Origin of the sequence: Planktothrix paucivesiculata PCC 9631 (assembly GCF_900009265.2) — a bacterium.
Taxonomy (GTDB): Bacteria; Cyanobacteriota; Cyanobacteriia; order Cyanobacteriales; family Microcoleaceae; genus Planktothrix; species Planktothrix paucivesiculata.
The window spans coordinates 106,792-126,086 of sequence record NZ_LR735021.1; the positions used below are offsets into that span (position 1 = coordinate 106,792).

At 39.4% G+C, this 19,295-nt stretch carries 15 protein-coding genes and 1 pseudogene; 5 read left to right on the plus strand and 11 right to left on the minus strand.

What is annotated here, in order from left to right:
* The 4 genes and pseudogenes from PL9631_RS17695 to PL9631_RS17710 form a co-directional block, all read left to right on the plus strand.
* Window positions 1–1,382: TniQ family protein (locus PL9631_RS17695; RefSeq protein WP_197046415.1), on the plus strand; the 1,382-nt coding region annotated here is incomplete at its 5' end.
* An 81-nt stretch (window positions 1,383–1,463) separates the two neighbouring features.
* Window positions 1,464–2,618: a group II intron reverse transcriptase gene (locus tag PL9631_RS17700; protein ID WP_331281273.1), complete on the plus strand. Its 1,155-nt coding sequence runs from the start codon at window positions 1,464–1,466 to the stop codon at window positions 2,616–2,618.
* Window positions 2,619–3,017: 399 nt separating this feature from the next.
* Window positions 3,018–3,374: a DUF3768 domain-containing protein gene (locus PL9631_RS17705; protein ID WP_083616996.1), complete on the plus strand. Its 357-nt coding sequence runs from the start codon at window positions 3,018–3,020 to the stop codon at window positions 3,372–3,374.
* Window positions 3,375–3,980: 606 nt separating this feature from the next.
* A pseudogene (locus PL9631_RS17710) lies at window positions 3,981–5,102 on the plus strand (reverse transcriptase domain-containing protein); the annotation flags it as partial.
* Window positions 5,103–5,334: 232 nt separating this feature from the next.
* Here the strand turns inward: PL9631_RS17710 and PL9631_RS17715 are convergent.
* The 7 genes from PL9631_RS17715 to PL9631_RS17745 form a co-directional block, all read right to left on the minus strand.
* Window positions 5,335–6,327 carry a ParB/RepB/Spo0J family partition protein gene (locus PL9631_RS17715; protein WP_083617300.1) on the minus strand — a complete coding sequence of 331 codons (993 nt, stop codon included), beginning with the start codon at window positions 6,325–6,327 and terminating at the stop codon, window positions 5,335–5,337.
* An 11-nt stretch (window positions 6,328–6,338) separates the two neighbouring features.
* The gene (locus PL9631_RS17720) at window positions 6,339–7,133 is read right to left on the minus strand and encodes a ParA family protein (protein WP_083617298.1); all 795 of its coding nucleotides are present in this window, start codon (window positions 7,131–7,133) and stop codon (window positions 6,339–6,341) included.
* Between the two features lie 63 nt (window positions 7,134–7,196).
* Entirely contained in the window at window positions 7,197–8,990 is a 1,794-nt protein-coding gene (locus PL9631_RS17725) for a hypothetical protein (protein WP_083617296.1), read from the minus strand.
* A gap of 337 nt (window positions 8,991–9,327) precedes the next feature.
* A complete protein-coding gene (locus PL9631_RS17730) occupies window positions 9,328–10,419 on the minus strand; it encodes an ISAs1 family transposase (RefSeq protein ID WP_083616174.1) in 1,092 nt (363 codons plus the stop codon).
* Window positions 10,420–10,458: 39 nt separating this feature from the next.
* On the minus strand, window positions 10,459–11,199 hold the full coding sequence (locus PL9631_RS17735) for a hypothetical protein (RefSeq protein WP_083622346.1): 741 nt from the start codon (window positions 11,197–11,199) through the stop codon (window positions 10,459–10,461).
* 127 nt (window positions 11,200–11,326) lie between these two features.
* Window positions 11,327–12,409 carry an IS630 family transposase gene (locus PL9631_RS17740; RefSeq protein WP_083616166.1) on the minus strand — a complete coding sequence of 361 codons (1,083 nt, stop codon included), beginning with the start codon at window positions 12,407–12,409 and terminating at the stop codon, window positions 11,327–11,329.
* 53 nt (window positions 12,410–12,462) lie between these two features.
* Complete coding sequence (locus PL9631_RS17745) at window positions 12,463–14,460, minus strand: hypothetical protein (RefSeq protein ID WP_083622348.1); 1,998 nt, start codon at window positions 14,458–14,460, stop codon at window positions 12,463–12,465.
* 16 nt (window positions 14,461–14,476) lie between these two features.
* Here PL9631_RS17745 and PL9631_RS17750 point away from each other — a divergent pair, with 16 nt between their 5' ends.
* Entirely contained in the window at window positions 14,477–14,770 is a 294-nt protein-coding gene (locus tag PL9631_RS17750; protein WP_083622350.1) for a hypothetical protein, read from the plus strand.
* Between the two features lie 78 nt (window positions 14,771–14,848).
* Here PL9631_RS17750 and PL9631_RS17755 read toward each other — a convergent pair whose 3' ends face one another.
* From PL9631_RS17755 to PL9631_RS17770, 4 genes are read right to left on the minus strand one after another with little or no spacing between them, the layout of a single operon-like run.
* On the minus strand, window positions 14,849–15,538 hold the full coding sequence (locus PL9631_RS17755; RefSeq protein WP_083622352.1) for a DUF6753 family protein: 690 nt from the start codon (window positions 15,536–15,538) through the stop codon (window positions 14,849–14,851).
* On the minus strand, window positions 15,529–16,581 hold the full coding sequence (locus PL9631_RS17760; RefSeq protein ID WP_083622353.1) for a P-loop NTPase family protein: 1,053 nt from the start codon (window positions 16,579–16,581) through the stop codon (window positions 15,529–15,531). Before PL9631_RS17760 ends, PL9631_RS17755 begins: the two co-directional genes overlap by 10 nt.
* 46 nt (window positions 16,582–16,627) lie before the next feature.
* Entirely contained in the window at window positions 16,628–18,574 is a 1,947-nt protein-coding gene (gene topA, locus PL9631_RS17765) for a type I DNA topoisomerase (protein ID WP_083622355.1), read from the minus strand.
* 23 nt (window positions 18,575–18,597) lie between these two features.
* Window positions 18,598–19,197: a hypothetical protein gene (locus tag PL9631_RS17770; RefSeq protein ID WP_083622356.1), complete on the minus strand. Its 600-nt coding sequence runs from the start codon at window positions 19,195–19,197 to the stop codon at window positions 18,598–18,600.
* Window positions 19,198–19,295 lie beyond the last annotated feature (98 nt).

Sequence of the window (19,295 nt, forward strand, 5' to 3'; positions counted from 1 at the left end):
CTCCCCTAATTAGGAGAGAAAAAGGGCTATCATTCGCTCAATTTGAGAGTATTAGTAAAGTATGTGGGATTGACAGAGATAGAACTGCAATTAATGGTATGGGGTTGACGGCGACGCATCTAGTAATGGCTTTAGAAGCTCTCACCTCACAGAAGGATTTGCGTTTTCTTACCTTACTCCCATTAGCAGAAATTGTTTCTAAAAGAAGCTTACTCCGTCCCATTCGTGCTTGGTGTCCTATTTGTTATCAAGAATGGCTAAATACTGAACAAACTATCTATGAACCCCTGCTGTGGTCAATTAAAATTATTGAGTTTTGTCCCTCCCACCATCATCCTCTACTCTCTAAGTGTCCTTATTGTCATCAGCAGCAGTTAGTTCTTTGTAGAAACTCGCGACCTGGATATTGTAATAAATGTGGTCATTGGTTAGGAAAACGCTCTAGCAAAAAAGCTGTTGCTGGCTTAAGGGAAGGAGAAACCTTTGACAATCACTTCAGTTATATACTCAACAATGTTGGCGAATTAATTACGTTAGCATCTGGTCATGACTTACCTATTGAAGGCTATAAACTTCAGCAAATATTTTCTCGTTATATTCATCAAGTTTATGGAGGTAATGTTACTGCTTTGTCTCGCTTTGTAGGAATTCATGTGGCAACATTGAGTTGTTGGTATCAGGGCGCAACTCTACCGCAACTTGATAAACTATTACAATTCACAGAGCGGTTACAAATCTCTCTGGTGGATTTTTTAACTGAAGAATTCTTAGCTGATGATGGCTTGAACCAATCTGTAATTTTACCCTCTCCAGCTTCTCAAACGAGAAAACATTTAAGAAGATTAGATTTAGAAAAATTACAAGTTATTCAGTTAGTCCTTCAACAGGTACTTCAGGAGTCCCCACCACCATCCTTGCAGGATGTTGCACGCCGTCTTAACTATCGTTCTTTAGTTCTACAATATCATTTTCCCAACCTCTGCTCTCAAATTCAACTCAATCATGCTGCTTATCGAAAACTGGAGCGTCAACAAAGAATTCAACCTGTTTTAGAAGCAGCATTAGAAGAATTTCCACCGCCGTCTCTACTAGAAGTTGTCCGACGGCTTGGCTACAAAAATAACAGCTATTTATACACTTATTTCCCTTCTCTGTCGCGCCAAATTGCTAGGCGTTACAAAGATTATGTTCAAGCCTGTGGTTTGCAAGAAAGAAATCGCATCTTTCAAGAAATTCAGACTATTGCTTTACAGATTAACTCACAAGGATATAAGCCGACTCGACGTAGAGTGGCAGAATTTCTCCAAAAGCCTGGTGTCATGCTCAATCGTTATGCTCAGGATGTTTTGCGCCAAGTACAACGTTCTCTTGGTTATGAGTGAATTCTGATTTGTGAAATATTTTCTGACATCTCCAATCCAATTGGAAGCATATATTTGCCGGAGTCAATTGGAAGCATAAACTTGCCGAAACGGCAATATTATCCTTCCAATGACAGAAGGAGTTTAACTGGCTACTTTGCACTTGGTGTCAGCTTCGCTATTTCTACGCCTACTAATGATGGTACACCACAAGGCGGGATTATTTCACCCTTACTTGCGAATATTGCCCTACATGGTATGGAAGAAAGAGTCATGCAATATGCAGAAACTCTAAAAGGGAGTAAGCGGGATAACCGAAAAGCCCTTAGTCTAATCCGTTACGCTGACGATTTCGTAATAATCCATGAGGATTTAAACGTTGTCAAAAAGTGTCAAGAGATAATAGCAGGATGGTTAAGTGACATGGGATTGGAATTAAAACCAAGTAAAACAAAATTAACCCACACCCTCAATGAAATTGATGGAAATGTTGGGTTTGAGTTCTTAGGATTCCATGTACAACAACACAAAGTAGGTAACTACCGATGTGCGAACAACACGAATGGAACACCGCTAGGTTTTAGCACATTAATCACACCCTCAAAAGCCAAAATCAAAACTCATCTTGTCAAGATAGCTGAAGTAATAGATACCCATAAGACAGCCCCACAAGCTGCCCTAATTAGCAAGCTGAATCCAATTATTAGGGGCTGGTCAAACTATTATTCAACAGTGGTTAGTAAAGAAACCTTTTCAAAAGTAGATGAACTAACCTATAACAAGTTGAGAACATGGGCAAGAACAAGGGGAAAAGGGAGCATTAATAAAGACAAATACTGGAGAACAGTAGGCGACAGAAATTGGTGCTTCAGTACAGAAAACGGAATGGAATTACTCAAACACGCCAGTACGCCAATCGTAAGGCATACAAAGGTCAAGGGAGAGGCTAGTCCGTTTAATGGAGACTGGACTTACTGGAGTAAACGACGAGGCGAATATCCTGAAACTCCTAGCAGAGTTTCCAAATTAATCAAAAAACAAAAGGGTATTTGTCCTCACTGTGGTTTGTATTTCACAAGTACAGACACTGTAGAAGTTGACCATATTAAACCAACATCATTAGGTGGAAAAGACATCTATGATAATTTACAACTTCTACACAAACATTGTCACGACACAAAGACGGCTCATGATGGTTTTTCAACTAATAGTAAGCAATTACCAATAATTGAGAATTATGAAAATAACCCGTTTTGAATCGTATCCGTAACAAGGATGGAGTTATCAAGGAGCCGTGTGAGGTGAAAGTCTCACGCACGGTTCTGAAGGAGAGGTAGGAGTGGTAACGCTCCTATCGACTCTAACAGATTAATTAGATTTTTCTATTATTCAACGCCTTGAGTCAATTTAATTGCCGATGTCCAAAATTAGCCGCATTATCTGATCAGAGGTGAACATGGTGGAAAATTTTCCACCATGTCCCTTCCGTCTGCCTCTTTTCCTTTTTTTGGAATAGGTGGGTTTAAGCGATGCCGACAGGCGGTGGCTACGCCATCGCAGTTCATTTTCTGGGATTATTGTGGGTTGGGAAGCTCTTCATCTCACCTAACTTCCGCGCTAACGCGCCGATTGAGGGTGAAGATTGTTTAAAAAAATATGACTGACACCTTAACAAAAGCTGAACAAATTGCTCGTCTTAATGATCAATTACGCTCTCAAAATTCACAAGTCGGAGCTATTCATTTGTCCCATAGTGTTGGGCTTCTGCCTCCTGAACAGCAACAACAACTTCTACAATTGCTGAAGGAATTTAACTCGTTTTCACCGGATAATGACCCTTACGGAGAACGAGATTTTGTGACTTTAGAATTAGACGGCGATCGCTACTTTTTCAAAATTGATTATTTTGAGAAATCCGCTTGGCTTCAAGGGGAAGAAATTGGCGCCAACAGTCCTGAAGATGTTAATACCACTTGGAGAGTTGGGACTTTAATGGAGAGTAGCGAATATTAATTTCTGGTGCGATTCGTTTAACTTAAAATAAGCTGAAAAGCTTATAGGACGGTTAGCTCAGTTGATAAGACTGGTGACAACTGATTACATTTATGGGTGAAATTCTGTGAATTAAGTCCCATCCCTCAAGTGCTGAGGTGAAAGCATAACCCCTAGTTTGTATGGGTAGCAACCAACAGATTAAAGCGGGGTTAAAAGGTAAGAACTACTGGTAGCCAAAACTGGTAACTACCAAGCAAGAAGTCCATGCGTAGCGTAAGCAAAGATGTGTCCGAACCATCGTTAAGTATAATGGTGTAATGGCTTATTCAGGGTTAAAACTGAATAACACCAAGCCAAAAGGCAAGGATAGGGCATAAGCGATTCGGGAATCGACTTATAAGCACCGCCCAATAAACCCGGTGGAGAGCATCACGCTAAAGACTTTAATAATGTGTAATCGGAACGAAGTAACTCTTACATAACTCTGGAAAGGTCGAATAATCCAGTAAGCAGCTAACGAACTTTATGTAAGAGGGGGATGGTGTTAAAAGCGAATGCTTTACTGTAATGGTAAAGATATGCTGACAAACACTCGATAACTTCAAAGAAATTAAGTAAGTAGCAATGAATATGTCTAAAACGCTGATTAAAACTCAGACGGTGGAATGGAAAGACCTTAACTGGCGCAAGTTAGAACGGGTCACTTTCAAGTTGCAAAAACGAATATTTCAAGCGAGTGAACGAGGCGATGTTAAAGCAGTTCGCAAACTTCAGAAAACCCTGATTAATTCCTGGAGTGCTAAATGTATTGCAGTCAGAAGGGTAACACAAGATAACCAAGGTAAAAATACAGCCGGAGTGGACGGAATCAAAACACTGAATCCTAAACAACGAATGAAATTGGTAGGCAAGTTAAAGTTAACCAACAAGGGAAAGCCAACTCGTAGAGTGCAAATTCCCAAACCCGGTTCAACGGAAACTAGACCATTAGGAATACCCACAATAAATGACCGTGCATTACAAGCATTAGTCAAACTAACATTAGAACCAGAATGGGAGGCTAAATTTGAGCCAAACAGTTATGGGTTCAGACCAGGACGCTCATGTCACGATGCGATTGAAGCAATATTTAACAGTATCAGCAAAAAAGAAAAATATGTGCTGGACGCTGATATTGCTAAATGTTTTGACCGCATAAACCATAAAGCACTAATTGACAAATTACACACATATCCTACATTAAGCCGTTTAATAAAATCATGGCTCAAAGCAGGATATATGGAGGGAAAAGAACTTTTCCATACAAATGAAGGTACACCACAAGGGGGAGTTATTTCACCTCTACTTGCGAATATTGCCTTACATGGTATGGAGGAAAGAGTAAAGCAATATGCAGAAACTCTGAAAGGGAATAAACGGAATAACCGCAGATCTCTTAATCTAATCCGTTATGCTGATGACTTCGTAATAATGCACGAGGATTTAAACGTAGTCAAAAAATGTCAAGAAATAATAGCTGATTGGTTAGGTAACATGGGTTTGGGATTAAAACCAAGCAAAACTAAATTAACCCACACTTTCAAGGAAATTGAAGGGAATACTGGGTTTGATTTTCTAGGGTTCCATATCCAACAACACAAAGTAGGCAACTACCGAAGTTCAAAGAGCGGAAAAGACACCTATGATAACCTTCAACTTTTACACAAACATTGCCACGACACAAAGACGGCTAGTGATGGTTCTTTAACTAAAACAGTTGAGAATTATGACAATCAACCGTTTTGAATCGTATCTATAACCAAGGTGGAGTTATCAAGGAGCCGTGTGAGGTGAAAGTCTCACGCACGGTTCTGAAGGAGAGTTAGGAGTGGTAACGCTCCTATCGACTCTAACATACCTGGGCCTTAGTCAAGCTCTCCCCTTCTACTATCCCTCTTCTGTCACTTTCTGGCTAAGAGTGACTCGCTCGATTTTTGGCTTAGGCTTCTCTGCCTCCTTGGGTTTCTTCAGGTTGGCTTCCTTCTGAACCGTTCATCGATTCGGATTCAACTAAGGCTTCCAACTTCACCAGTAAAGCTTCTACTTTTTTCCATTTCTTCGGGTCTTTCCAAACTTCGGAACTAGATACTTTCCGAACTACATCTTGTAAGCGCCCTTTAGGAGAATTAGCAATGATAGATTGAGCCGGCTTCGTCAGTTGAGCAATTTTTTCTTTAATTTGGTTTAAACTTAGTTTTTGCTCAATCGCTGATTGGAGTATTTCCCCCCGTAGTTTTTCATCTTTAATCCGAGCGATCGCAGTAGCTTTTGTATAAGCGAGTTCTCCATTTTGTAAAGCCTCAAGAATCTCAAAGGGAAGTTTCAATAAGGGCAAGCGACTACTAACAAAAGACTGCCAACTGATCAAATTTAATTCTTCAAATCCCGTTTGAATCGCGTCACTCAATTCACTAACCAAAACGTTTTGGTTAACTGCTCCTTTAGCTACATTATTCATCTGATACAGCGTAGACTTTACCTCTTCGACTGAAACTCCCACTCGAACAGCAAGCCAATCCAAGATGCCCAATGTTTCCTCAAAGGGATTAAGGTCTTCCCGATAAAGATTTTCTTCTAAAGAAACCAACAACGCTTCTTCATCCGTAAGCGTTAAAATTCTAACCGGAACTTTACTCAACTGAATTTGTTGAGCCGCACGATAACGGCGCTCCCCTGCTACCAATTCATAACGGGAAGGATTGGATGGGTGTTTGCGAACTAGCAAAGGTTCCCAAATTCCATGCTGTTGAATTGAAGTAGCTAGTTGTTCCAAAGAAATTGGATCAAAATGACGACGGGGCTGATGATAACTAGGCAAGACAATTTGATCTAGGGCAAGTGTTTGTGAGTCAGAAGCCGATGGTTCAGACTCCGAGCCAAATAGAGCCTCGATTCCTCGAATTTTATAAGGTTCAGTTGGACGTTTATTCATAATCTCAAAGGTTATTTTTTCCGAGAGCGAGATGGAGTCGAAATAGGTGAGTCTAACAAGGATTCTAAGCCAACAACAATCTCATCAAAGACTTTAAGAGATGGATGTTTGCTGTTCAGACACGCTAGAGGTAAATGCTGTTGAGACGCATCAGCAAAAGCAACCGACCTAGGAACCGGGGAATAAATTCTCCCCACAGAAGCCAATGAATCACTAATCGAGTGTAAACTCGAAGCAGCTTGTCCAGTGCGACTATCATAAAGGGTTGGGACAAAACCCGCAATTTTTAAATGGGGGTTAGCTCGTTTGCGAACGCGCCCAATAGTACCTAGCAGCAATTCAGTTCCTTTGAGAGCTTTGTATTCCGTTTGTATGGGAATTAAAACATGAGTGGATGCCACTAAAGCAATGTAACTGAGAATTCCTAAGCTGGGCGGGCAATCAATTAAAATAAAATCATAGTCTGCTTGCACAGGCTCAAGGGCTACTTTTAACCGAGTATCTCGCATATCGGCTACCACTAACTCCAGTTCAGCCCCACTTAAATTAATATTAGATGGGAGCAAATCCATACGATGCAAAGCATGGTGTAAGGGAAGAGACTCACCTGCCATAAGGGCTTCATAAACCGTTTGATCTAAATCTGCCGGTTCTAATCCCATAAATGCAGTTAAGCTACCTTGAGGATCTAAATCAACCAACAAAACTCGATAATCTTTTTGAGCGAGATGATAGCCTAAGTTCATCGTTAACGTTGTTTTGGCTACACCACCTGACTGGTTAAACAGGGAAATAATTACACTCATACAATCAACTTATATCTTAAACAATCAACTTGTATCTTAAACAATTTTTATTCTTTGTGAACCTCATCTTTGAAAACCTGACTGTTGCTTAGAATGGTGAGCCTCCTGAAGTTGCCGCAATCTAGCCTCCAGGAAAGGCTGAACTTGGGTTTGAAAATGTTCAACTTCTTGGGGTTGAAGACCATAATGTTGCAATTTTTCCAGGGTATCAGCAATCGGCAAAGGTGTATAACAACCCCCTTCATATTTAGCCCGCATTTTAGGAACAGAAGAATCAGTTTCTCCTCGACTGTAAAGGAGTAGTTCTGAGCGAGTTGTATCCCAAACGGCTGTGTTAGACTTGCCAATGGCGATCGATCCTGTGGGAGTGGGTTTTCCTTCTAAATATAGAAAACTATGAACAATTTCCGCGATCGCTTCAGTGCGTTGAGCTTGCAGGATTTGAGCTTGTTGGAATTCAAGGGAGGCTTGATAAGAAGGAGGCAAAGGAACAGCAGAAGTCGCAGGCGTAACGGAGTGAGGAACTGCTTTGAGAATCGATTCTTCTTGTCGAGATAAAATAGATAAAGGTAACTTGGGCTCATACTCAAGCCGTTCAAGGTAGGTATTGGGTTGCCCAGAAGCTTGAAGCAGTTCACCACATCGCTCAAGAAGGGGTTCTAAGACAGAGAGAGGCACTAAATCAGGTTTCATAAACACAACTTCATAACCTCGCTCCCGTTCTAACTCAACCCAATCGGGATCAAACGCTTCTTGCCATTGCACTCCTTGTGCAGAAAGCCATTCTTTTGTTGCAGGGCTCAGTCGAGCATCTACGGATAACCCCAAAGCAGGTTGTTCTTCCACTTGCCCATTCGCTGTTGTCCATTCATAGTCTTCCTTGAGAAATAAAAGAGGCGGTAATTGGGTGAGCTTGGTGCGAAACATTTGAGAATATAGTAACGAAGGAGAAGCAGTGTTGCATTGATCAGATTCAGGAACTAACTTTGTCCAAGATTGAGGATAGACAACCGTATCAGGGTCAACGGTAACGGTTGCTGTAGTAACATGACTATTAACCACAGCCTTTGGAAATTGTTGACCCTCAACCAATAACCCAGCTTTTGAAAGAGCCTGTTTACTTTCTTTTTGGGTCAATACACCCAGAACTTTCCCTTCCTTCATTAAAACAGGTTCAGGCGATCGCTCTTTAAAACCCACCGTTACAGCAACGAATTCATGATTAAATGAACGTTCCCAAAAGGATTTAGAAAGCTTATTAATCCGAAAAGAATTACCCAAAGCCGTTGTCGCAATTAAGTAAGAACCATAACCTTTCCCTTGACGCTGAAGACTAACTTCAAGGGTTTTGCCGTCCACTAACCGTCCTGCCGCCTCAAGAATATTAATAGAAGCTTGATCCAATTCCCCCAAAATCTGATGACCTAATTTAATAACAGGAGTGGGTTCCGGTTTAACAAACGAAAGTGTTAATGACGCCGACTCATCCCTAAAGGTTTGGTTAGCAAAGCTATGCTGTTGAACCTTACCAATTTGAATCGGTTGATTAATTCTCGGATTATTAAGCTGAACAGAAAGAGTATGGCTGGGATTAGCTTCAACCGCAGCGAGTGCTTGAGTTCCAATCGGTAAATGAGCGCTGCGAGACTCAAGGGGAGCAAATTCTTGACCCTCAACAAAAACCAACGGACGATTGTATCGGGGATGATCTGAAGGTAAATCTTGACGGACAAGGATTTCTATAGGTAACTTTTGAGTAGAATCCCATACTCTTCCATAATGTTGATTGGATTCGGCTACATGAATTCCTGTTACTGTCAGATTGGTGAATTGTAACTGTTCAAGCTGTTCAATCACTTGCTCAGGGAAAGCAGCAAACGAGAAGTTAGAAATTTTATACTCAGGGCGATTACCCTTTTCACCACTATCACCCCCTTGATCTTCCCCTCCCCGATTAGCAGGGGGTTTTCATTTTCCCAAATGCGATCGCTATCTTCAAAAAAAATTATCAATTTTTCCGATCAAATTCTCTCTAATTTTCATCAGATAAGTGGGAAATATTAAGAATGAACAATTTTCATATTTATTAACAGCAAAAGATAGCCATTGTCTTGATTAATAAGACTTTATGACTATTTATTATTAAATATTTTGAATGTTTTTTTAGAAAAATAGTTTTAAAAACTTAATTAATTCAGGCGATCGCTAAAATCTTTTCCCAATTATTTCCCAACCATGACTGTCCCTCTTTTATTGAGCTAAAACCCAAACTTCTGTATATATTCAAAATTAATGTTACTAATAACGAGAATTTTCCGGCTACGTCTATGCCTTTTATTCTTGATTTATCTTCATTAAAATTCACATCTTTGACCCAATGTACTTGATTTTCAATTAACCAATGTGCTTTAATTTTTTCTGCAAATGTTTTCGCACTTAATTTCTGACTACTAATATAATATAAAGTCTCATTATATTCTTGATCACCCCGAAAACCCGTTCTTTCTACCTGAATAAAACTTTGAAGATGAGGATAATTTTTATGGTTGACATTTTGGCTATCAAATACTGATACTTTTCTGCTAATATTTCGCCCATGACTGACATCTTTTTCTTCATATACCGTTAAAGGTTTTTCGATTTCTGCTAAAATCTTGATCCGATTGTGCAATTTAATTTGATTCCCTTTTACCGTAATTAAATAATTATTTTTGCTCTCAATTATTGCCTGAGTTGTTTCCTTACTACAATGGAGAGCATCGAGGGTAAATACTTTATTTAATAACCCGCATTTTTCTATCATAGACAGAACTTTAGCGTTTTCAGAACTTTGTTTACTTTCAAAACTTTCCGATTTAATTACTAACTTTGTTTCTTGACTAAACCAAGATACCATAATTAACATATTTTGTTTCTGATTTTCATAGTTAGTCAGGGTGTTTTTTAAAGATTTTCCATCGATCGCAATCCAATCAACGCCTTCTTGTTGCCAATAATATTCCTGGACTATTGACTGAAAAACCAACTGAATTTCTATTGAATTTATTCCGAGCATTACTCGTCTTATGGTACTATAAGACGGCAATTTTTTAGTGTTAGTTTCTAATAATTTAATTAGCTTATTTTCTTCATTTTTTCTAAAATTATCTATTTGCTTATAAGTAACATTGCCAGTTAGCAGTGCTAAAACAATGATAGTCAACACTACCCATAATTCATGTCTTTTACCACGATTTTTCCGAAAATCCTTGACTAACTTCAGTTGTTCGATTATACTGTTTAACATAGTTTTTTAAAATCAAATAAAAGTGATCTTTCTTTGATTTTACCAAAAAAAGATCACTTTTATTTTCTTTTTTACCCCCGACAATGAAAACACCCTGCCCCGATTAGTACCCAAGTGCCAACAAGCGGCTGCCATCGCTCGTTTTTGCTCTTGAGGGATAGTTTTGTTAAACTCACCTAGAAAGTCATAAGCTTTGCGAAACATCAACTTGACTTGTCTTTGAGATAAAGGCGATGCCACCTCAACAGAAACATTTTTAGTAATTAAACCTTCACCTGACTTAATTCGGGCTAACGATTCTTCATTCAACAAGGATGTAAGAGTTTGGCGAGAATGCTCACTCAGGGTTCCCAAAGGTAAAAACTCTGAACTATCATCTGAAGCTAGGTGATTCCCTACTTGAGCTAAAACCTTCCAACGATGTGTTGTTTGATGGAGTCCTTTTTGATTCTCAACAATCTTAATATTCAATTGAGGAAACGTCCCATTTGATTGTTTAAGTTCTCCATTAACTCCAAACAAAGCGGAATGCTTATATTGGGTTAAGTTGCTAACTTCAATTTCTGTTCCTTTCTGAGTTTGGATTCTGAGAATCGGGCCTTTCTCTGTTTTTAATCGTTTATTTTGAATCGATGCTGCATTAAATAATTCATCAAATTTAACCTTAATAGCCTCGGCTTGCTTTAGTTGTTCTTCTTTATAAATAGGGGGAAAGAGTTCTCGAAATTGAACAGTGGGACGAGACTCTAAAGGGTTAGCTTCGTAAATTTCATTAACCAATTGAATAATTAACTCTTTAGGGCTAAAACCATTGGTTGAGATTCCCGACTCCCGAAATACATTCTGCTGTTTTTTGTCTTTAATAAGTAGGTGGTCATAAATAAAGTCAATAATAGAAAAAGATTGTTTAGGATAATTCTTGAGAGTTACTCAGGGAATTAAATCGCAAGCGATCGCAGGTACAATCATTTCTTTCGTTTCTATCTTCAATGGCTTGAATCACAGCTTGGCTCAAATCATATTCATCTTCAAACATTCTTCCCGCCAGTTCATGAGTTTTTAATTGATGCCATTCTGGTTCGATTTCATTCAATTCAGGGCTATAAGCAGACAGGAAGAAAAATTCTAATTTTTTGTCTTGCCACTCCCTTTCTTTTTCTTGTATTTTTTGACTTTTATGGACACTGTAGTTATCTTGAATCAGTACGGTAATTTGTCGAGTATTTTGAAAATGCTTTTCAGCTTTTTCCGCTTGCCAATCTATAAATTTTATGTAATTCTCACTTGTAATTCCTGACAAACTTAAACCGTACTCAAAACTTTTTCCTTTTTCTAATACTCCAATTACATTCAATCTTTTTCCTCGCTTTTTCGTCTGGTTTATTTGTTTCTGCTTCCCCTTTTTTACATAGGTGTAACTCACAGGACTCCATAAACAAAAACCTGCCTCATCTAAATATTTTAATCTGACCAAACCCTCTTCTTCATAACGCTTTAACGTCTCCAAATCTCTTTTCTTGCTCGCTGTTTTTTCGGGATTCTGTTTTTTCTTTAAACTGGCTTTTGTTCTTTTCCAGCGCCAGTCTTTTTTTTTTAAGATTTTTCTAATTCTTTCTGCGCTTAGTGCGATCGCTCTCTCTCGCAGAAGTTTTTCCGACAGTTGACGGCTATTATAAGTTCTTTCATCTGACTCTATACAAGTTTCTAAATATTCTATATCTTCTTCTTTCCACCTCCGTTTTCTTCCCGAACGAGGAGCATCAAATAATCCTTCTTTTTCTTGATTTATCCATCGAGTTATTGTTTTTCTTACCATGGCTTCTGAACACCTTAAAGTCTGGGCTATTTTTGAGACCATCCATCCTCCATCACTAAACATTAATATATCTATTCTCTGCCTTGTTCTTTTCGGAACTTTCTCTTGCTGATACAGAGTTAGTAGCTCTTGTTTTTCTTCTTCTGTTAGTTGAATTCTTAACCTCAGTGGCATGACTATTCCTCTGATATTTCTTCATTTCTTATTTTAACTCTATTTATGACCACCTACTTATAATCAACAGGACGATGAAGCAACCGTGAATTCTCTTTGACAACTTCTAAATCAGGAGCGCGATTACTTTTGAAAATATCAACAGCAATTTGGTTTTGATAGCCAGCTTCTGAGATCATCTCATGATACATCTGGCGATTGAGTAATAAAGCTTGATCAATTAACTCAGGAGTTAATACTTTTTGATTAGCAATGTTTACAAACTGAATAATAAAATCTCGATACTGATCCTTAATTGGAATAGGAGATTTGTGATGATTTTCTTGAGCCATTAACTGAAGGTAGTGCTGACCCACTGTCTGCACATAATCTTGCTTCTGAGAAACTGTACCATACTCTCGAAACAAGTCAATTTCAGATTCTAATGCTTCAAGAGCAGTGGCATGATTATTAATCACACCTACAGAAATCCCATCAGCCATAAAAATCGCAATTTCTTCAAACGGCTTATCCGCAGGAAAAGAGGCTTTGGCTTCTTTTTTAATCGGATCATAAGCATTCTCAGGAAGATTACGTCGCCTTACTTCTTCGGTAAAATGGGGATAACGTTTAGCGGTTTCTGTACCAATCGTATCCCCATCAAAGTCTCGTCCTTGTCGTTCTGATTCAGTTTCAGTAGGTACAACTTCATCCGTTGTAATTCCCGCATTTCGTAAAGCTTCAATCCGTTGACCAATGCGTTCTCTGGTTTCATCATTGACAACAACAACCCCAATAAAAGGTTTACCGTCAGGGTCAAACGCATCCGCAACATATTTATTTTGGGAAATACACATCCCATTAGAGTTTAAATAAGGCGAGCGAAAATTTAAAAGTTCCTCTCCTTCAGGGAACCGCAAATCACAAATTTCACCATTGATTAAATCTTTACTCGGAATAATCATGGCGCGATTAAATTTTAAACTTTTTCCCACAGCCAAATCTCGCCATTGGTTTTGCATAAATCGTTCTAACTCATCAACAACTTTTTGAGAAGAAAGCAGTTGACAGTGACCTTCCAAGTCAGCTTTAATCAATCGATACATCAGTGGATCTTGAGATTCTTCAAATTCCAACTCAGAACCCTCTGATTCTTCAGTAGTATCATCAAGGCTTTGCTGGCGATTTTTTTGAAATTGTTCATAGGCATTACAGTAGTGCAGCGCAATTTGCCGGGGATCTTTTTGAATCTCCGCTAATTCTAGTGCCTGCTGCTCAATTTGACGTAGAAAATCTTTAATACCAAAAGGCGCACAATCAAGCGTTTGAGAAATTGCAACAGTTCCTTGTTGGGAGCGGTCTTTCTCACCAAGCCAAACCCTCTGATTTGTGTAGAGTCCTGGTTGAATGGGATTATTCTTTTTGTCGCCTCCTTTAAAAGATGAGGTGGGTAAAATCAGATCAATGCGAGTCTTCTCCTGACTAGAACGTGGGAAATTATCAAGCTGTTTAGGCGCGAGCGTCCCTTTGCCAAAGCGACCATCAAGTTCTCCCCCTAAACATCCCAGCCGATGCTGAAGAACGTGGGACACAGACCCACTCAATTCTATTGCTAATTGCGGAGAAATCTTGCCATGACAGTCTCCAACTAAACGCCATGCCACATCATTAGGAAGAATATTGCCATTTTCGCCGGTTTCATCATTTATAATTAGAATGTTGAGTGGGCGCAGAATAGCATTTTGGCAAGCACCAATAAAAATACTTCCATAGGCTCCTCGGTCTTTGTGATCCGGACAGAAAGCTTCAATTTGGCTTAAATATTCTTGAGGCCCATAAACTAATCGACCTCCGCTTGACAATAATAATACATCACCTTCAGGATGATTATATAAATCCTGAGCCGCACTATTTTCATCGAGATGGCCGAAGGAAAAATCAGTTTCTGCATTAGGAAAAAAGGCTTCAAGTAAAGTATTATCCAGTTCTTCGGTTAAAATACCACTTGGGTCAGATGGATTTTTAATCCATTCGTTTAATCTAGTATCAAAGTGTCGAAATTTTAGTGTCATTGTAGGAACCTAACTTATGAGATCTGATTTTTCCAAACCCTTTGAAAGAGAGTTAGCTTTAGATCAAAAACTTTCTGAAGATTACATAGAGAGTTTAGTGATGCAAGGCTATTCCTCTAATCAAATTGTTAGACAAGCAGAAGCTTTACGAAATGGAACCCCTTTAGATGAACTGCCTTTAGATATTGATCCAGATGACTATTATGATTACCTTAGCGGGGGATGGAATGCACAAGAAGAAGAGTGTGAAACTGAACCAGACTGGTTAGAGTATGCGGGTTTTGATCCCAATGCTCCCGATGATTTCTAAGTGTAATGGCGACCTTCAAAGGTCGCTTAATTTTTGGTATTAATCTTAGAAGTTAAAACAATTCCTAATTAATTTTTGCTAATCAAGGAATTTTCTTTTCTCTGGTGGAGTCACCCAAAGAAAACAGTAACCACTCACAGCAGTGCGCGACCCCCACTTCAAATGAGCATTCAACTCTTGAGCATCTCGTTCACAAGCTTTTTGTTTTAGGTAATCTCGATTCCACTCCATCAAATTCCGAGCCAATTTGCCTTCAGAAGACTGGGCCCAGCGTAAAACTTCAGCTTCTTGCTGCGTTAACGTTTTGTTGGTGTAGCCACCTTGTAAAAAAGCAGGAACAGTTAACCCCAGAAAAACACCAATGCCAATAGCACCAAGTAATACACCAGCAGCCGGAACCAAAGACGCAAATAAACGATGGGAAGGGGTTGATTCTGTAGAACGAACTAATTCCTTAGCAGCATCAGCAATTGCTGATTTCTGGCGTTCCACCACTAGCTTCTCCGCTAAATGCAAAGCTCGTTGAATCTCTGCCGCCCACTGTTGAAATAGATGGTCAAAGGAAGCTGGAGCATCCTCCAATAGAAAAGCTAAGTTCCCCGTTAAAATCGCCATAATAATTGCAGGATCATCAGGACTTAACTCCGTGAGTTGAACATAATCCAATACTTTGCGTTTAAATGCTTCATCCTTATCTGCTAGCAACCGATCTAAAAGGGTTTGTTGTAATTCAGAAGCTGCTGTTGTTTGAGATTGATTTATACCCATAATTGTGTGCTATCCAATGCGACTGATGCTTTTTTGAGAAAATCGACAATGCGTTGCCGTGACCAAATTGGCCAAGCTTTATAACCTTCTGGCGCTAAACCATTTGAAGACGGCTTCACGAGAGTCTGAGCAAACGTTAACTCCTCCCGGTTCAAGCGATTTCGCTCTTGAGTAGACAAAGAAGGTAAGTCAATTTGTAGAACTTTTTTAATGGGTAAACCGTGTCTATCTTTGATTTGAACATCATCACAATTAGAGGATGATGGTTCTTGTGAGTGAGTTACCGTTGACCGACAAAATCTTTGTAAATCCTCACAATCTTCCACCAACTTCCAATTACTACTTAATCCATAGTTTCGGACTAAAATATGTTGTACGCATCCTCCGAAATAGTTTAAACTTTCTAGGAAAAGATTTAAACTAGGCTGTTCCCCATTGCATAAATACCAGTTATAAATTTGGACATTGACTTCAGGACGAGCATCACCCCTTAAGGAAGCATTTTCTACAATAATAGGTACAAGTGTTCGGTCTATCCATGCTGTCACGAGTTCATGTACTGAGCCCGGCAAATTAATTAGAACGGGTAAATTTCTCTCCATAGCCCATTCTAAAATAGCGTCAGGTTCATTTTCGGTTTCTCGATTTTCCGAGAAAAACACTCGTTCGGCTTGTTTATAAACATTAGAGACATCAGGATTTGTCCGATCGCAATCGACTAAAATAATCGGTTTTCCTTGACTTTCGCAATAATGAGCTACCGTTTTCGCAAAGAAACTTTTCCCATCCTTACTGCGATGACTACTGACAAAATGTAGATTGATTAAAGGAATATCAGACTCTAGTTCTGTTAAAGACGGGTTAGAAATCATCTCTGTATTCTCCAATTTTAAATTATCTGTATTAACTGAATCAGACAAAGCCGAATTAGATTCAGTGAAACTATTATCATCTGGTGTGCTATCATTGTCTTCGTTTAAAAGGGAGTTATCTTCTTGTTCACTGCTAATATTTTTGTTGTAACTACTTCTTTTTCTAGTCATAAAACACCTCTTAAGTTTCAAGATTTGTCTGAGATTAAGATGCAGACTAACGTGGGGAATAGGGTAACTGATAGGAACCCGTTTTTTCATTCTTAAACATCACAGCACCACAGCCATTTTGATGAGAATCACAACTCAAAAAATGCCCAGCTTTTACTTTTGCCGATTTCGAGGGAACTTTTACCATAAACTTGCCACACTGAGGACACTTAATATCAGTAACTGCGTGAGTTTTGAGTTTAGGAATAGAACGGACAGATGAACTAGATTGAAATTGGGGAAGTTTAGCGATCGCTTGTTTTAAAGCAGGAGCAAAATACTCCCGATTCCAATCAATTAAATAACGCTCCCAATTCAGTTTTCCGGTGGCTATTGCATCTAAATCCTGCTCCATCTTTGCCGTAAATTCAGCAGTAATTAAATCCGGTAAAACTTTCTCTAAAAAAGCATCCAATTCTAAACCTAATGGAGTGGGTTGTAATTTACTTTTGAAGAGTTGCACATATTCACGTTCCTTCAACCTTTTAATCGTAGGAGAATAGGTACTGGGTCGGCCAATCCCTTTTTTCTCCATCCATTGCACCAGCTTAGGTTCGCTATAACGAGATGGAGGTTGAGTCCGTTTTTGCTCTGCACCTGCTTGTTGTAAAGTCAAATTCTGCCCTGATTTAATCGCAGGTAGTTGATGATCCGAACTGATATTATTCCAGTAAACGGTATAACCTGGGAAAACTAAGACTTGACCCCGAGCTTCCCAAAATGTAGAACCCGATTGAGTAACGATGCAAGTTTTAGCCAGTTGAGCCGGACGACATTGAGACGCGACTGCTCGATTCCAAATTAATTCATACAACCGCACCTCATCAGCGCTGAGTTGGTTTGAGAGGGATTTAGCTAATTGCTGAACCTGGGTAGGACGAATTGCTTCATGAGCTTCTTGGGAGTTCTTCTGAGAACGATGCCGAGCTACTTGATGGGGTACATTATCAGGATCGTGCTCCTCTAAATATTGCCGCACCGTCCCACAAAACAGTTCTGATAAGGCTACCGAATCAGTCCGCATATAGGTGATGTAACCCTTTTCATACAAGGATTGAGCGACTTTCATTGTCAATTCTGGAGAAAATCGCAACTTGACTCCGGCAGATTGCTGAAGGCTCGATGTGGTAAAAGCAGGAGGCGGTGATTGATCAATTGTCTTTTGCTCAACTAAAACGCTTTTGTGAGAATAGGTTTTAGCGATCGCCACTAATCGCTCTTGCTCTTGGGCAGAAGTCACTCGCTCTGATTCTACATGGGGTTCCGGTTCGGTTTTGGCATCATCTGGTGTATCTGCCTTTTCTGCCGTTGTGGGGTTGAAACTACTACGATAAAAAGCTTTAAATCCTTCCGAATAAACAACCCAAACTGACCAATAATCTTGAGGCACAAAATCCCGAATTTCTTGCTCTCGCTGACACAGTAAATGTAGGGTTGTACTTTGCACTCGCCCCATGGATTTAGCGCCATTATTTAGTGCCCAAACCAGATGTTTGCTGCCCTTATAACCCACTAACTTATCCAGACAATCTCTAGCACGACCTGCGGCAATTAAGTTGAGGTCGAGAGTTTGAGGACGGGCGATCGCTGCCCTAACCGCATCCGGTGTAATCTCCGTATAAGTCACTCGGTAAGGCTGCTTTAAGCGCAATTCCTGTTGCAAATGCCAGCCAATGGTTTCCCCTTCTCGATCCGGATCAGTGGCGATATACACCTCTGTGGCTTGTTTAACCGCTTGCCGAAGTTCCTTAAGAATGGCTTGAGTGCGGGAACTTCTCAATTGATAGCGACAATGAATGCACTCGCCATCAAGCTCAAACCCTAGAGAATCTTCTCCATCATCGACTAACTCCCGAATATGCCCCAAACTCGCTTTAACGATCCAATCTGAGCCTAAAATTTGACTCAGTTTTTTGAGTTTCCCTGGAGATTCTATCAGTAAAAGTTTAACCATTTTTTCTCCTTGTATTAAAAAAATTACAACTCTAAATGATTCGGATTTTTGGAATGCTGAGATTTTGTGGCTAATGATGCAGGATGAGAACGTAACTGTTCTAAAGCCTTCTCAAAGTAATTAAAATCTTTTTCACTCATTTGGCAAAAGATTTGATGTCCCGATTGAGATAAAATTAAATCCCGACCATCTTTAGCCCGAATTTGTACCTCACCATTCAATTGAGCCACCCATTGATAGGAAAATTGACCATCTAGGGTGACATCTTGACCTTGAGAATGGGCATACTTCAGCAGTTGAAAGGCAATTTTTTTAGCTCGAATATAGGATTCAATTTCTGTCACTGCCTCTTGAGTTCCTAAGCGAGAAAAAGCACCAGTCGGTTCTTCTCCTCGGCGTTGCTGTTGAGCAAATTGTTTCAAATCTTTAGCGGTTTGTGAGTTAATGTTAACAGTGCTAGATTGAATTGAAATTCCTAAAGAATTTATCTGGAATTGCATGATAGCTTGACCGGAAGAGTTACTTAAAGTAAAGCATTTTCCTTCTTTTTGAAGGCGATACTGGTTAAATTGAATTCCTTGATATTCCTTAACCGGAGATTGAGTAAGTAAGTAGGTGGTCATAAATAGAGTTAAAATAAGAAATGAAGAAATATCAGAGGAATAGTCATGCCACTGAGGTTAAGAATTCAACTAACAGAAGAAGAAAAACAAGAGCTACT